Below are 16,130 nucleotides of genomic sequence, written 5' to 3'. Positions count from 1 at the left end.
TACCATCTTTGAAGATACTCCTTTTGTTCTTTAGTTATATTAATAGTTCTGCAATATTTTATTTTTTTGCTTTAGAATTAATATGTTTTATTATATAAATAATAAAATCTTAAATAAATACCTAAATACTAAAAACAAGTTATTAAAACATAAGCAGATGGAATTAATATTATAAGGCCTAATATACTATATAAAGCAAATGTCTTTACATAGGTCAGACTACTAGTGTTTGTTTGGGCTATTACAAATTTATAAGAAATTATACTAGCCATAGACCCTATTAATGAAAAAAGTCCTCCGGCATTTACTCCGAGTAATAAGGCTTTATAGTTATGGGTAAATGATGCTAATAGTAAAGTAGTAGGTACATTACTAATTACCTGACTAAGTCCAAGTGCGATAAAGTAAGTATGGACTTTATTAACTAATAAACTAGATATAAGAGTTTTTACAGCTGGTATTGCTGAGATATTACCTATAAATATAAAAAAGCCAGTAAATGTGATTAATAAAGAATAATCTACTTTTAAAAATAGTTTCTTGTCAACAAAAAATGTTATTATAATTATTAAACAAAAAGCTAGTTGAAAATTAATCACATGAAATACAGAACCTACAACTATTAAAAATAGTACTAGATATGAAAAAATCAATTTTTGACTAGTAACATGAACCTCTTCAATAACAACATCTAATGTACGGTCCTTTTGGAAAAATATTAATACTAATAAAAATAAGAATGCTATTATAGTCATAGGTAAAGTTGCACTGAAAAATTGTCCATTTGTAAGATTGAAATGTGTGAAAATGTACAAGTTTTGTGAACTTCCCATAGGTGTTAAAGCACATCCTAATATAGCAGCAATTGTTTGGAAAACTATTAATTTAACAGGGTTAAAATTAGCTTTCTTCGATAAGATTAAGCTAAGAGGAACAAATGTTATTAATGCAACATCATCAGTTATTAGCATAGAACTAAAAAATGTTAGCATTATCATTATAAAATAAATTCTTCTAGAACTTTTATCTTTATGAAGAAGTCTTGTCCCAATATAATCTAAGAATTTAAATTCTTTTAAGGCTGTAATAACAACCATAAGATTAAATAGTAAAATTAATACTTCAAAATTAATATAACTTAGCTTTGGAGGAGATATAAAAGAGGTAATAATAGCTAATATTACTGCAATTATTAATATTGCTTCCTTTTTACAAAATTCCTTAAGCTTTTTTTTATTCAAACTTTTTGAATCCATTGTTTCTCCCTCTAAATGTAGAATATAAATTAAGTCCAACAATATAATTTTAACGCAACTAAATTCATATATCAATAAATAAAAAAACAAAATATTAAAAATGTTAATAAAATAAGTATGATATGTACTATATTTTAACAAAAATACAATTAAAGACATTTAAAATAAGTTCATTTAAAGATTTACATAGTTAATGATTATTAAAAAAAGTATTTCACAATTCAAATTAGAACTACTAAACAAAAGGATAAATATGGGATTAAATATAGTAATTATAAAAAATATACTATATTTAAACAATATAGTAGACAATTATAGATATTAATTTTAAAATATAATTAACATATTATATACAAATAAAATTACAATTAATAGAAATGAAGTTTTTATAGACTATTAATGTATATGATGATATTAAAAATTCTTATTTTGAAATTGAAATATATGGGGATAATATGTTAAGTAATAAAAATTAAAATAGAGGGTTAAATAAATCTTCTTATGTAAAATTGGCAATTAACTATGAAGGACGGGATTAAGGATGATTTTTTATAATGGTTTCATCAAGGAAATAAAAAAATTAGAAAATAAATATTATGAAATTAAAATGTTATATATAGATGGGAAATTAAAGAAAGATTTTGATTTATATAATGAAAATGGTGAAATTAAAAATATAGAATTTAATAGTAACGAAGAAAGTGATTTTCTTAAAGTATTAATATATTCATATGCTTTAAAGAAATATAGTGATTTAAATCAATTAGAACCAATAACAAATAATTTTAATGTTCCAAGTGTTTTAATAATAAATAACGTGTTATTAGCTTTAGCAGAAAAAAATATAAACATAGACAAGCATCTAGAGAAATTTAAAGATGTGATGGGTAAGGATAGTGAAGAGCCTATAGCTTTATTATTAAAGGATTTATATGATTATTATATAGAAAATGAGACAATTACAGAAGAATTTTTAGATATGAATATAATTCAAAAAGGAATTGTAAATGAAAATAATTATAGTGAATTAAGAAAACTACTATTCAAATCTACAGCTGTAGAACTTATTTTAGATTCAAATAATTTTGATAGTTTAGATGAAGTGGAAAAGAAACTTGCTAAATATTCTATCTTTTTTGGATCTATAGGTGATGAGAAGTGTAGAGAAATAGTAGGACAAGATTTAAGAGAATTGGCCAGAGTTTATTACGATGAAAATTTAGTTGATGAAGCTAAAATAATGGATGTAATAAATTCTATAGATGATATTTATAATTATTTTTCAGATAAATTTAAAAATACTAATAAAAATGGTTACAGTTTTTCTCAATGTATAGAAAAATTTGAATCTCTTATAATAGCAAATGATAAGGAGAAAGAAAATATGAGTAAAGAAGAAAAAGAAACAAAAGAAGTAAAGGAAACAAAAGAAGTAAAAACAAAAAAAGACGAAAAATCTAAACTTCCAAATTTCAGTGCAAGTAGATTTGAAATAGAAGAAGCTGAAGTTAAAGAAGAAGAAACAACTCAATCTAATGAAAAGTTAGAAATATTAGTTGAAAGCATAAAAAGTGCTAAAGAACTTAAAGAAGATTTAGAAGAAAGTGTAGAACTTCATCAAGTTATAGACGAGCTTATTCCTGCTAAGGATATAATAAGAAAAATGAAAGCTAAAAAAGAGAAAGAAATTATAGAACAACTTAAAAAAATTGGAGAAGTACTTAAAGCAGTAGAAATAGACGAAGCTATAATCTTAGACTTCACACCTTTAGATGAAGTTATAAAAATACTAGGAGATAAAGGTTATAAAATAGAAGTAAGCGAAGATAAAGTATCTTTAAGCTGGTAGTTCAGTAAGTTATTATTTTTATATTTATAATTAAAGATGTAAAATAAGGGGACTGTTTGTGGACAGCCCCCTTAAAGCTATTCTAAAATTTCTTTAAATAAAAGCTTTCAGAATCTTCTTTTTTAGCTTTTTTTAATTCTAGTTCATCTATCAAAGTAAGACCTCCCCTTAATTGTCTTATTAGAAACGTTTCATAGTAATAGACTAAAAATGTACTTAAAAGGTTGCAAAATTATTATAAAAATTAAATTAAAAGGAAATTATAATATAAAATTATGTAATTCATATTAATAATTAAAAAAATATTATATAAGGTTAATAGATAAACTTAAGTTGATATAGATGGTTTTTTTAGTGTATCATATAAGCTGAGATTTAATTTAGACAGAGTTTTAAATCTATCTGAATTTTAGAGGAAGTTATCTAGGGCTTAACATTAGTTTTTTGTTCAATAAAAAAAGAGTGTAGGCACTAGTTATGAGATAAAATATTAAAGAAATTTTGAGAGATAAGGTGCATTAAATATGGAAGAATTAAAGAAAATAATAGGTGAAATAACAGCTTCAAAGGTTATAAAAATAGTATTGAGTAATAAGAAAAATAAGGACTATGATTTTAATAAAATAGTTTTTTCATTAAAGGAAAATAAGAATGGAGAGTTTTATCAAATTGAAAAATATACTGATAAGCAAGTTTTCCATGAAAATATAGATTTTGAAGATTTAGAAGAAAAGGTTAATGAGTATATAGAAGATAATTATAAACAATTAGGCGCTTGGACTGATGAATATACTTTTGATGTTAAAATATCTAAAAAGGGTAAAGTTCTTTTAAATAAGAGAAAATCAGATAATAAAGCTTTAGTTAAGAAATCACATAACAAAGAAAAAAATTACATACTTAAAGAAGGAATGATTATAGAACCTCTTATAGATTTAGGAGTTTTCACTAAGGAAGGAAAAGTTGTTAAAGCTAAATATGATAAATACAAACAAATAAATAGATTTATAGAACTTATAGATGATGAGGTGAAAAATAAAGACCTTAAAGAGCTTACAATATTAGATTTTGGTTGTGGTAAATCATATTTAACATTTGTAGTGTACTATTACTTTGCAAAAATTAAAAACATAGATGTTAAAATAATAGGCTTAGATTTAAAAGCTGATGTAATTAAAAAATGTAATGATATAGCAAAAAGATATAAGTATGAAAACTTACATTTTGAACTTGGTGATATTAATGGATTTAAATATAATAATAAAGTAGATATGGTAATAACACTTCATGCTTGCGATACAGCAACAGACTTTGCATTATATAATGCAATAAAGTGGAATACAAACATGATATTCTCTGTTCCTTGCTGTCAACATGAATTTAATAAACAAATAGAAAGTGATGAATTATCTATATTAACTAAATATGGGATAGTTCAAGAAAGAGTAGCAGCACTTATGACAGATGCTGTAAGAGCAAATCTTCTGGAAGCCATAGGTTATAAAACTCAACTTTTAGAATTTATAGATATAGCCCATTCACCAAAAAACATACTTATAAGAGCATCAAAGGGAAAAGTGTCTAAGGAAAAAAGAGAAAAGGCATTAAATGAAGTTAAGTCATTGATGAATAAATTTAATTTAGAGCCAACTTTATTCAAATTATTACAAGAAGATAATTTAATATAATATAAGATTAAATGCAGGTGGAGATTTAAAATTCTACCTGCATTTCTAGTGTAAAATAGCTAATATATTATTCAATAATTTGAAGAAGAAGAAAAAAATATAGGAAATATTAATAAAAATAAAGTGATAAGATGAATTTTACAAAATTTATGTTAAATAAGTTAAGGAGTTTATAATATTTATAGAACAAATTATGGAATATATTTACATGGTAAAAAATATTGTTTAATATGATTATATAGAACTTCTTAAGTGATAAAAGATAAATAAAGGTATAAAAGCGAGGGATATTTATGTTGTTAGAGGAGAAATTGATATATCGGTCTTTTAGTTTTTTTGGAGGTAGCATATTTATTCTTAATGTAATTAATAATAGCAAAAAAGAAGTAAAGGATATTGAATTTTTTTATGAAAATAGTAGTGGGAGAATTACTACTAATATTAAATCTGTAAAAGGTGGAAAGGCGAAGCAAATAGGTATTTCTACTATAAGTGCTAGGGATAATGAACTAAAGATGATTATTAATGGAAAAATCTATAGAGTGAGTGAATCTATATGTAGAGATTGCCAAGATAGATTTAAGATTAAGATAAATAATATAAGTGATGAAGGAAAGCTAGATCTTAGTATTGATAAAATTGTAGATTAAGATAGAGACATAATAAAAATTAAATAGAAAGACTTCATAGAGATGAAAGTCTCTTATGGAGTCTTTTTAAATTTTATTTTCTTAATTCACTATATTGTATATGAATTCTATTTTCTGGGTTTTTATCAACTGAATATAACACAATTAAAAAAATCCATTCTAAAGGTTTCATGAGAAAGTAAGTTAAATCAGCAGAAAATTTAGTGTTTATATGTTTACTTAGTGGATATCCATATTTATCATAAATATATCTAATAATTTTATGAGTTTTAGGTGTATATTGCTCTAAAATATTTTCAAAAGCATTTGCTATTAGAAGTTGTCTATTAACTAAGATTCTTTTATTTCCTCTTATTCCAGCTCTTAAAGGTTTAACTATTTTTTTATGTCCTCTAGCAGATACGGTGCATAAGTAATGAGAATCACCAGGAATTATTATAGGATCTGGTGGTATTACTTGTGAATATGTGTAGTTGCTTGTATCAAAAAATACCTTAATGAAACTATCTGGTTGTTGACCAAATAGAACAAGAATTAATTGAATGATGATAAAAACAGGAAATAATGTAATTATCCAAAGTATAGGCTTATTATTATATTTTATAAAAAAAACATAAATTTTATTAAACCATTTATTCTTAAATTTTTTATTAAGATGTTCTTCTATTACTCTTACATTGTCCATTTTACTTTTAAGAAGCGATATATACATAAAGCTTAAAGCTAAGTAATTAAGACCTATAATAATCAATATAGGAGAAAGGACAATATCATTAGAGTCTTTCACACTTAATAATTGTGTGAAGATTAACAATGAAAAAATAATATTAATTATTACTATACTACAAAGAATCACATAAGGAATAGGAGCAAAGTCAATTTTACTTGATTTTAATAGATAATAAGCAATTACTCCTAAAGTAAAAAAGACTAATAAAGTTAAGCTGTGGTCAAATGATAAAGGGGTATACATATCTAAAGGAGCACTGTCAAACTCATATTTGGTTAAAGGAAGTCCAGTTTTGACCATAGAATTTATAAAGGAAAACAAAGAAAAACAAATTATAAATGTTATTACTGTAAAAACATATTCTATTTTTAAGCTTACTCCATTGACTTCACTTTTATTGCAAAAACAGCGTATTAATTTATAGAACCAATAAATAGGTGTAGTAAAAAGGATTAAAAAAATTAAAATGTAAAAAATAATATACAATGTTATTCTCCTTAATCATATTAAAGTTATATTTTATTTTGATTGTACTATTTATTTTTAAATAAATCAATCTATTTTTATTGTTTTACGATAAATTAACATTGTTTTTAGAAAAGTTAAGATTTTATTTATATTAAGGGAATATTCAATAAGTAAGAGAGAAACAGCCTATATTTCTAGAAAAGGTAGGGATTTTAAAGGATGATATAGAAGAGATAATAAGATCTTAAATATTAACACTATATGGAAAATATTATTTTATATTGAAAATAATTACAAAATATTTTATATTAAAGATAAATAGGGTTTAGAGAAAGGGGAATATGGTGAATAAGAAAGGGATTTTTATTGCGTATTCACTGGCAGTAACTATACTACTAGTGAATTTAATTTTTTATTTTAGTAATAAGCTAGAAAAGCCGTTATATTTAAAAACTTATTCAGAAGTAAAGTTATATAAGAATGCTTTTGATGAAGAGAGTGGTACTTATACTGGAGATGAAGAGGTGTTGAATAATAGTGAGGAAAAAAATAAATTAGTTTATAGAATGGAACCTATTGAAGTGATTTCTGTAAAAAATTCTAGTGATAATGAGTATCAAATACTTAGAGGAGAGTTACCAGAGTTCAATAATTTAGGATTAAAAGTAGGAGACTATGGTGAATTTGATGGAGATTATAATTTTATTGATGATGAAACCCTTATGTATAGGGGAGGTATAGAGGGAAAAGAATTCATAAAAGGTAATAAATATATAGAAAGAACAAAATTCATTTTGGAAATGCCGTTAGAAGATGAAAAGATAAAGGATGAACTCTTGTTAAAACCAATAACAAAGATTAAGCTTGTTTTAAGCAGTAAGAGAACAGGAAATTTGAAAGAAGAACTTATTGATATAGGTGAAGTATATGCAACTAAAGATGGTGAAGAGCAGTTTATAAATGAATATGCCATGAGTGGTTTAAATAGTGAATGTTGGAATTCTAGTTTTTATTTAGGAAAGGGAGAAGAACTAAAAGCTATTGAGATGAAGTCTATGGGAGTTTTAAGGAAGAATTATTTTGTCTATATAAATGGAAAAGAAATAGATGACGTAAAGTTCCCATTAAAAGTAGAAGACAAAGAAAGTGTAGAAATAAGCATAAAATCAAAAGAAAAAAATTTTGAAAGAATAAAAAATCAAAGAATTAATTTAATAATCAATGATGGAAAAAAGGATAGGGTTGTAAGTAGTAGATTTACAGACTTAAATGATTTTAATAAATTGACCCTTAAGGATATAAAGGAGATTGAAAAAATACAACAGTAAAGGAGGAAGTGTATGAGAAATGCAATTAATAAAATTTTTATTGGATTATTATTTATAGTTATAGATTTAAATATGAATAATATAGATATAATGCCCAATTTTATTGGTGCCATATTTATTATAGTTGGATTAAATTCATTAAAGTATTTAGATGATGAAAAGAAGTATTTTTCAAAAGCCAAAAGTAGAACTTGGAATTTTCTTATAGTATGTATTCTTAATATAATAATTCTCAATAATTACGTGGATTTTTCCGAAGACTATCCAGTATTTAACTTGATTTTTGCTGTTGTTACAATATCAATAAACATTATGATTTATTATAATTTGATAAAAGGGATAGTAACTTATATAGTTACTGATTACAATTCGGAGTTAAATGAAAAGTTTAGAAGAATATTAAACTTATTTTTAATTGTGGGGAGTGGACAAATTATAGTAGTTTCATTAGCTCTTAATGTTAATAATAGTGTATGGCTATTTATCTTTGCTATTACTGTAACTTTAGTAGCATTAGGAACAGAAATTTCTTTTTTAAGAGCTATTAACAAATTAAAAAACTATTGCCTAAACTTATCTGAGGACTAGTATTGTAATACTCCAATCTTCTACAAATTAAAGACAAGTGGAGGCAGATTTAAAAGTGGAGTTTAACTTTAGCTGAATTATGCTTTAGTTTATAAGATATTAGGGGGATACCAAAATTATATGTATGTCCCTTTTGATTTTTAATTAGTTATTTTAGAAGATAAAAAATATAAAATTACTATGATATTATGAGTATTTTATTTGATGACTAGGAGCTTGTAACACTTTAATGTTTTAGATGCTGGATATAAAGAGAAGAGCCCTCGAATTTTATTAAATAATATATAGATAAAATGGGAATACTTAGCCTTGAGATCAGGGAAATAAACTTCTAGGAGATGATTTTATGAAAAGGACAAAAAAAGTTTCAGCAATTTTATCTTTAATATTAATTATATCTATATTTTTTACAAACTTTGGTGTAATAGCAAAGGGGGAGAATGGAAGCACTTCTATAGCTAAACCTAAATATGTGTTTTTATTTATAGGAGATGGAATGTCTCAAGTACAAGTTAATACTACACAGGTATATTTGGGGAGTAAAAGTAATAAGGAAATAAAGTTAGAAAGATTAGGTTTTACTAAGTTTCCAGTGGTGGGAAATGTAACTACTCATGATTTAACTTCCTATTGTCCCGATTCAGCCTCTACTGCTACAGCAATTGGAAATGGCTATAAAACCTATAGTGGTGTTATAGGTTTAAAAGGAGATTTAAAGAGTCACCCTGAAAATCTTGTAGAGAAGTTTAAAAAGAATGATTATAAGGTTGGCATAGTTACTTCAGTTTCATTAAATCATGCAACACCAGCTGCTTTTTATGCTCATAGTAGCTCAAGAGGAAATGTTAATGATATAGCTATGCAAATGGCAAGTAGTAAGGTTGATTATTTTGGAGGTGGTTCTTTAGCTTTAAAAGATGGTATGGAGGAAAAAGAAGTTTTTGATTCTTTAGAGAAAAATGGATATAAAATTATAAAAGATAAAAATGATATTTTAAATTTAAATAGTAGCTCTGGACCTGTTTATGCAATTAGTCCTACAATTGAAGATTCTAAATCTATGCCTTATAGAATAGATAGTAAAAAAGGGGACTTAGAATTAAAGGATTTTGTAAAAAAGGCTATAGATGTTCTTGAAAATGATAAGGGATTTTTCCTTATGGTGGAGAGTGGAAAAATAGATTGGGCTTGCCACTCTAATGATGCTATGACAGCCATAGGAGAAGTTATTGCTTTAGATAAAGCAGTAAATGAAGCTATAGAATTTTACAATAAACATCCAAAAGAAACTTTAATACTTGTTACAGCAGATCATGAAACAGGGGGATTATCCATAGGTAATGCAAAGAATAAATATAACACAAATTTTAAATTATTAGAGAAACAAAAAGTATCACAAGTTGTATTAAATCAATACATAGAAGAATATAAAAAACTACATAAAGGAAAGGAAAATATAAATGATGTAATGCCTTTTGTAAAGGAGAACTTTGGTTTAATAACAAAGAATGATTCAAGCTCAAATAATAATGAATATAAGGATTTAGTTTTAAGTGATTATGAGTATAATAAGCTTGAAAAAGCATTTAATGAAAGTATAAAAGATAAAAGTAATAAGAAAAGCAAAAGTGAAAAGGAAAAAATACTTTATGGCTCTTATGATCCATTTTCAGTAACAGTTACGCATATTTTAAATAATAAAGCTGGATTAGGGTGGACTTCATATTACCATACAGGAATGCCAGTTATGATTTATGCAATGGGAAATGGTTCTGAAAATTTTATAGGGTATTATGATAATACGGATATATTTAAGAAGTTAGTAAATTTATTATTTGTATAATAAAGAGTTTTAAAATTATAATTATTAAGGTTGGGAAAAATTATGGTTTATTGGATTTTTACTAATATTAATACATCTAATTCTTAATAAGTTAAAAAGTTGTAATTAGGTTGTAATTAAATTAATATATAATATATTCAATAAACCATAGACAAGATTGGAGGAACTTACTATGATATTTGATGGACATTCAGATATATGTACAGACATAGTACAAAGAAGATTAAAAGGTGAGAAGGATATAATAAAAAGAAGACATTTAGATAAATTCAACAAGGGTGGAATAACAGGAAGTATTTTTGTTATGTGGGTAGATCCTCCATATACAGATAATCCAAAGAAAAGAATTATGGAACTTATAAAAACAGTTTCAAATGAATTTAATGAAAATAGAGATATAATAAAACATATTAGAGAATTTGATGATTTTGAAAAAGCTAAGAAGGATGGAAAATTAGCTATTGTTTTAGGTATGGAAGGTTTAAGTCCTATAGAAGATGATATAGAACTTATTGATGCTTTATATAATTTTGGAGTTAGACATGCTTCAGTAACATGGAATGAAAAAAATAAACTTGGAGCTGGAGCACCTCAAAGCAATGATTATGGCTTAACTGAGGAAGGGGCTAAAGTTGTTAAAAGAATGGAGGAACTAGGAATAGTAGTGGATGTTTCTCATTCAAATGAAAAAACTTTTTGGGATATATGTGAAGTAGTTACAAAACCAATTATTGCTTCACACTCAAATTGTAGAGCACTTTGTGATGTAAAAAGAAACTTAACAGATGATCAGCTTAGAGCTGTTGCTAAAACAGGTGGATTAGTTGGATTAAATTCATATAGAGAGTTCATTGATGAAAATGTGGACAAGCAAGATTTAGAGCATTTAATTAATCATTTAGATCATATGATAGAAGTAATGGGAATAGATCATGTAGGATTTGGATTTGACTTTTTAGATTTTATTGAAGAAGAAGAAATCGGAAATCATATGGAAATTGGAGATAATTCTAATACTAGAGGATTAGAAAATGCTACAAAAGTTAAAAACTTAATAGAACTACTAGAAAAAAGAGGATATTCTAAGGAATATATAGAAAAAATAAGTTATAAAAATTTCTATAGAGTAATGAAGGAATGTTTTAGAGATTAAAATTTTAGGAGGAGATACTAATGGAAAATTTCAAAGAAATAAATGTTGATGATTTAAAGGAAAGTGCTTTTAAACTAATAGGGAAAGATTGGATGCTTATAACTGCAGAAAAAGAGGGACAAGTTAATACAATGACAGCTTCTTGGGGTGGACTTGGTGTTATGTGGGGAAAAAACGTAGCATATATTGTTGTTAGACCACAACGTTATACTAAAGAATTTATAGATCATGAAGGTAGATTTACATTAACCTTTTTTGATAAAAGCTTTAAAAAAGAACTTGGGTATTTAGGTAGTGTATCAGGAAGAGATGAAGATAAAATAAGTAAGAGTGGTTTAACTCTTAATAATATTAAGGGAAAACCTTACTTTGAAGAAGGAAAAATAGTAATAGTGTGCAAAAAGCTTTATTCACAATATTTAAAACCAGAGAATTTTGTTGATGCTGATTTATGTAATCATTGGTATCCAGAAAAAGATTATCATGAAATGTATATTGCAGAAGTAGAAGAGATTTTAGTTAAGTAAATATAGGTATAAGTATTTATAATAGACTGTGTAAACCCAAAGTTGGATATGATGAAAAATATATTCAAGACTTAGGAGATACACAGTCTTTTTTGATTAAAAATGATTTATTAATTGATTCATGTTTTTCTGGAGGAATAGATAGTAAGGAAACCAAACAAATACCTGTGAAAGAGAATAGGGCTGTTGGAATATATCCTTTTGTTATTATAGATGATAGTGAAAATAATAAGATTAAAAAGAAATAGGATACTCATCAAAATGATATGAATAGGAGTATAGCAATAGAAGAGAAGAATAATTAGAAAGGCAATAAATATGACTTTTCAATAGAGTGTAGAAAAAAATTGCATACAGAAATTTTAATTATAATCAAGAAGAAAGTAATGGATGAATTACAAAAATTGAACGGATTAAAATATGTTAATGTTAATAGTATTGATGGAGTAAATTCATATAGTATGGTTCAGATTTCAAAGAAAAAAATAATTTCTCATATTGATGAAAATAAAATTGATAGTATATTAGGCGATATATATATAAGAAAGAGAAAAAAATAAAAGATATAAATATATTTAACTTTCCAGTATTGATAGATAATGATATTTTAAATAAGATAAATTCAATTGACATTTTTAAAGATAATAATATTAATGATATAATAAAAAATGGATTGAAGATAGAGAAGATGAGTTAAATTTATATTTATAAATCCTATAAAGATGGCTAAATGTATAGTTGAATTGGTGAGGATTAAAGGAATTAACAAACATAGAGGAGATAGAAAATCAAGAGAGGATAATCCTCCTTTGATTTCACAAGAAGATTTAGTCAAAAAGTTATATTTGAATGAAAGACTCATCATTTTTTTTGGGTGCTAAAGCATAAATATATTGAATATATTCCCATTATGAATAAAAGTATATATATGATTAAATCTAAAAAAGCCGTCTTAGGTTTGTCAAAAAAGTGTGCCATTATATATAGCACTATATCAAGTATTAAAACTTTTTTTAATTTTTGTTGGTTAATTTTTTTACTCATGTTATTCTCCTTGCTGTCTTTAGTAATTAAATATAAAAATAAAATTTAAATTATATGAAGGTGAGTTATACAAACTGTTATATCATTACATTTTTATTTGATGTATGGGTGTTTTTCAAAGTCTATACTAATTCTTTTTTTAGATTATTCATCTTTCGTCCTTCCATTTTACTCCATATAATATTATACATCATAAAACTGAAGTTTAATACTACAATTATCATAGCTATGTAATTTAATGTAATAATAAGCAATTAATTTGTATTGTTATAATTAAAACACTCAATTTTTCAAAACTGAAAATAGATTTAGAGTTGTTACGTTCTCTGATTATAAAGGTAAGCTAATACAGGTTTGTACTAACATTAGGAATATTGACCCAGATAGAATAGCTGAAATCTATAAAACGAGATGGAATGTAGAGTGTTTTTTCAGATTTATAAAACAGAATCTAAATGTTACAAATTTATTCGGAACCACGGAAAACGCTGTTTATAATCAGATATTTATTGCTCTAGCAGCTTATGTTTTACTAAAATTTCTTCACAATGAAACCATTGAAAATATTAGGTTTTCGAGATTAAGTTTTGATACATTTCTTAGAAAATTTCTGAATGTAAATATCAATGGTGAGTTACTAATTTTAATATCCTTAATATTGAAAAAAACATTTACAGAAAGAATTATGATTCCTATAAATAGACAATCAATACTTGTGATAATTAATAATAGGGCGTTCCACGCCCTTTAGTTATGGAAGATAAGACTTTTCTGTATAGATTTGTGTAAAAACAATTCTATATAGAGCTTTTTGTATAAATGATTATACTTTTTTGATTTTTAAAAATATTACTAAAAGTATTACTTTAGTAACTATTATTTAGTTAAGTAAATTTGTATAATTCATTACATAGTAAACAAAAGAAAAGGAGGGAGATTTATGGATGCTATTAAAATAAGTAATCTTAGAAAAGAATATGGAAATTTTTTAGCTGTTAAGGATTTATCACTATCAATTAATGAAGGAGATATTTTTGGACTGTTAGGACCCAATGGAGCTGGGAAAAGTACAACTATAAGTATTATATGTGGTATTTTAAAGGCTACTTCTGGAGTAGTTGAAATTTTCAATAAGGATTTAAACAAAAATAAAAAGTTAATAAGTAAAGAAATTGGATTGGTTCCTCAAAGCATAGCTTTATATGAGAATTATAGTGCTTATGAAAATGTTAAATTTTTTGCAAGTCTTTATGGACTTAAAGGAAAAAAATTAGAGGAAGCTATAACTAGGTCATTGGAGTTCACTGGACTTTTAGAGTTTAAAGATAAAAGAGCAGGTGAATTTTCTGGTGGAATGATGAGAAGGTTAAATATTGCCTGTGCTATTGCTCATAGTCCAAAGCTTATTATTATGGATGAACCTACTGTAGGGATAGATCCTCAATCTAGAAATCATATTTTAGAATTTGTAAAAAAGTTAAATGAAGGTGGAGCAACAATTATTTATACAACGCACTATATGGAAGAGGTTGAAGCACTTTGTAATAATATAGCTATTATAGACCATGGTGAAATAATAGCAAAAGGTTCTCCAAAAGAATTAAAGGAAGGTTTAAGAGATTATAAGGTTCTAAATATAATAGTAGAAAATAATGATAATATTAATATGGAACAATTAAAAGTTATAGAAGAAGTAATTGATGTAGAAATAGAAGGAAATCTATTATCTATAAAGATAGAAAAACATAGTAAAAAATTAGATAATATTATTAGAATTATTGGAAAAGATAGTAATATATTAGATATAAGCTTTGAAACTGTAAATTTAGAAACTGTATTTTTAAATTTAACAGGAAGAAAGCTTAGAGATTAGAGGGTTTTTTATGATAAACATAGGAAAAAGAGCCTTTAAAAACTACATTAGGAATAAGAGAAATTTAATTATTATGATATTTTTCCCAATAATTCTTATGACTGTTTTAGGAGGAATACTTAAAGGAGATTTTAGTAATCAAAATATTAAAAAATCAATTGTTTACTATTATGCTAATAATCCATCAAAGGAAAACTCAGAGATTTTAAAAGTATTAGATAATTTTAAAGGAAATTCTAATATAGAATTTAAAGCTACAAATAGTTTAGATTCAGGTAAAGCTATGGTTAAAAATAATAAAGATTCATTTATATATATAAATGGAAATGACATAGAAATATTTAATAGCATAGAGAAACCTATAGAAAAGGCTATAGTAGATGGTGTAGTTAATTTTGTAGTGAAAAGATTTAATGCAATAGATGAAGCTATGAAAGTTAATCCAGTGATTACTATGGAAAATTTAAAAAGTAATGATATAAAACAATCTGTAAAAATAGAAAAACTTCCAGCTGCAAAGGCTCCGAGTTCATTTGATTATTATGCAATAACAGATATAACTTTATTTGTATTATATATGGCAATAACTCCATTAGCAGCTATAGACTATGATGAAAGAAAAGGAATAAAAAATAGAATAAAACTTGCTGGAATAGGAGAGTTAGAGTATCAATTGGGAAATACAATAGGTTACTTTTTCGTTAGTATAGTTGTGACAATACCAGCATATTTATATTCAATGTACGTGCTTAAGGTGAATTGGGGAAATCCTATTATAACCTATGGGTCAATATTAATTTTAAGTACTGCTAGCATACTTTTAGGACAAGTCATATGTTCATTTGCTAGAAATTCAGGAAAAGCTATAGGATTGTTGAAAGCAGTTATATTCCCTATACTAGCATTTTTAGGTGGAGCATATACACCTATTTATAGTGGTGTGAACTCAATATCAAAGATTTTTAATTATCTTACTGAAATATCACCATTAAGATGGATAAATAAAGGGATAATGGATTATATTTATCAAGGAACTTATAGAAACTTGCTAATAAGTACAGGCTTAGATGTAGCCTTCATAATACTATTTATTTTCATGCTAGTGATAATTAGCAAGAGAAGGGAGAGATAGT

Annotated in this window: 15 protein-coding genes; 13 read left to right on the top strand and 2 right to left on the bottom strand. The window is 25.3% G+C overall.

The features are described 5' to 3' along the window. Positions 1-128: 128 nt before the first annotated feature. On the bottom strand, positions 129-1,256 hold the full coding sequence (locus tag ARA19_RS04955) for an SLC13 family permease (RefSeq protein WP_055069860.1): 1,128 nt from the start codon (positions 1,254-1,256) through the stop codon (positions 129-131). Between the two features lie 541 nt (positions 1,257-1,797). On the opposite strand from ARA19_RS04955, the gene ARA19_RS17480 reads away from it, so the two are divergent. From ARA19_RS17480 to ARA19_RS04940, 3 genes are all read left to right on the top strand, one after another. Further along, positions 1,798-3,105 (top strand): hypothetical protein, encoded by a 1,308-nt coding sequence (locus ARA19_RS17480; RefSeq protein WP_055069859.1) that lies wholly within the window; start codon positions 1,798-1,800, stop codon positions 3,103-3,105. A gap of 524 nt (positions 3,106-3,629) precedes the next feature. Next, on the top strand, positions 3,630-4,793 hold the full coding sequence (locus tag ARA19_RS04945; protein ID WP_055069858.1) for a class I SAM-dependent methyltransferase: 1,164 nt from the start codon (positions 3,630-3,632) through the stop codon (positions 4,791-4,793). Between the two features lie 293 nt (positions 4,794-5,086). Beyond that, positions 5,087-5,443, top strand: a complete 357-nt coding sequence (locus ARA19_RS04940) for a hypothetical protein (protein ID WP_055069857.1) — start codon at positions 5,087-5,089, stop codon at positions 5,441-5,443. A 73-nt stretch (positions 5,444-5,516) separates the two neighbouring features. Here ARA19_RS04940 and ARA19_RS17755 read toward each other — a convergent pair whose 3' ends face one another. After that, a complete protein-coding gene (locus ARA19_RS17755; protein ID WP_055069856.1) occupies positions 5,517-6,659 on the bottom strand; it encodes a DUF6688 domain-containing protein in 1,143 nt (380 codons plus the stop codon). A gap of 380 nt (positions 6,660-7,039) precedes the next feature. Between ARA19_RS17755 and ARA19_RS04930 the strand changes: the two genes are divergently transcribed. The 10 genes from ARA19_RS04930 to ARA19_RS04895 all read left to right on the top strand — a co-directional run bounded on the left by ARA19_RS04930 (position 7,040) and on the right by ARA19_RS04895 (position 16,129). Continuing rightward, positions 7,040-7,969, top strand: a complete 930-nt coding sequence (locus tag ARA19_RS04930) for a hypothetical protein (RefSeq protein WP_207643334.1) — start codon at positions 7,040-7,042, stop codon at positions 7,967-7,969. Between the two features lie 12 nt (positions 7,970-7,981). After that, complete coding sequence (locus ARA19_RS04925; RefSeq protein WP_055069854.1) at positions 7,982-8,557, top strand: hypothetical protein; 576 nt, start codon at positions 7,982-7,984, stop codon at positions 8,555-8,557. Between the two features lie 346 nt (positions 8,558-8,903). Further along, the gene (locus ARA19_RS04920; protein WP_055069853.1) at positions 8,904-10,400 is read left to right on the top strand and encodes an alkaline phosphatase; all 1,497 of its coding nucleotides are present in this window, start codon (positions 8,904-8,906) and stop codon (positions 10,398-10,400) included. Between the two features lie 172 nt (positions 10,401-10,572). Then, positions 10,573-11,553 (top strand): dipeptidase, encoded by a 981-nt coding sequence (locus ARA19_RS04915; RefSeq protein WP_055069852.1) that lies wholly within the window; start codon positions 10,573-10,575, stop codon positions 11,551-11,553. Positions 11,554-11,573: 20 nt separating this feature from the next. Beyond that, positions 11,574-12,080 carry a flavin reductase gene (locus ARA19_RS04910; protein ID WP_055069851.1) on the top strand — a complete coding sequence of 169 codons (507 nt, stop codon included), beginning with the start codon at positions 11,574-11,576 and terminating at the stop codon, positions 12,078-12,080. A gap of 92 nt (positions 12,081-12,172) precedes the next feature. After that, a complete protein-coding gene (locus tag ARA19_RS17470; RefSeq protein ID WP_157452227.1) occupies positions 12,173-12,328 on the top strand; it encodes a hypothetical protein in 156 nt (51 codons plus the stop codon). 138 nt (positions 12,329-12,466) lie between these two features. Next, positions 12,467-12,640, top strand: coding sequence for a hypothetical protein (locus tag ARA19_RS17465; RefSeq protein ID WP_197276568.1), 174 nt, complete (start codon positions 12,467-12,469; stop codon positions 12,638-12,640). 830 nt (positions 12,641-13,470) lie between these two features. Beyond that, on the top strand, positions 13,471-13,875 hold the full coding sequence (locus tag ARA19_RS18290; RefSeq protein ID WP_084764328.1) for a transposase: 405 nt from the start codon (positions 13,471-13,473) through the stop codon (positions 13,873-13,875). Between the two features lie 189 nt (positions 13,876-14,064). Beyond that, a complete protein-coding gene (locus tag ARA19_RS04900) occupies positions 14,065-14,997 on the top strand; it encodes an ABC transporter ATP-binding protein (protein ID WP_055069849.1) in 933 nt (310 codons plus the stop codon). A 10-nt stretch (positions 14,998-15,007) separates the two neighbouring features. Next, positions 15,008-16,129: an ABC transporter permease gene (locus tag ARA19_RS04895; RefSeq protein ID WP_055069848.1), complete on the top strand. Its 1,122-nt coding sequence runs from the start codon at positions 15,008-15,010 to the stop codon at positions 16,127-16,129. The last annotated feature ends 1 nt before the right edge of the window (position 16,130 follow it).

This window comes from Clostridium massiliamazoniense (assembly GCF_001403635.1).
GTDB lineage: Bacteria > Bacillota > Clostridia > Clostridiales > Clostridiaceae > Sarcina > Sarcina massiliamazoniense.
Note: the sequence above shows the minus strand (reverse complement) of the source record. Positions and strands in the feature narration are given on the sequence as shown.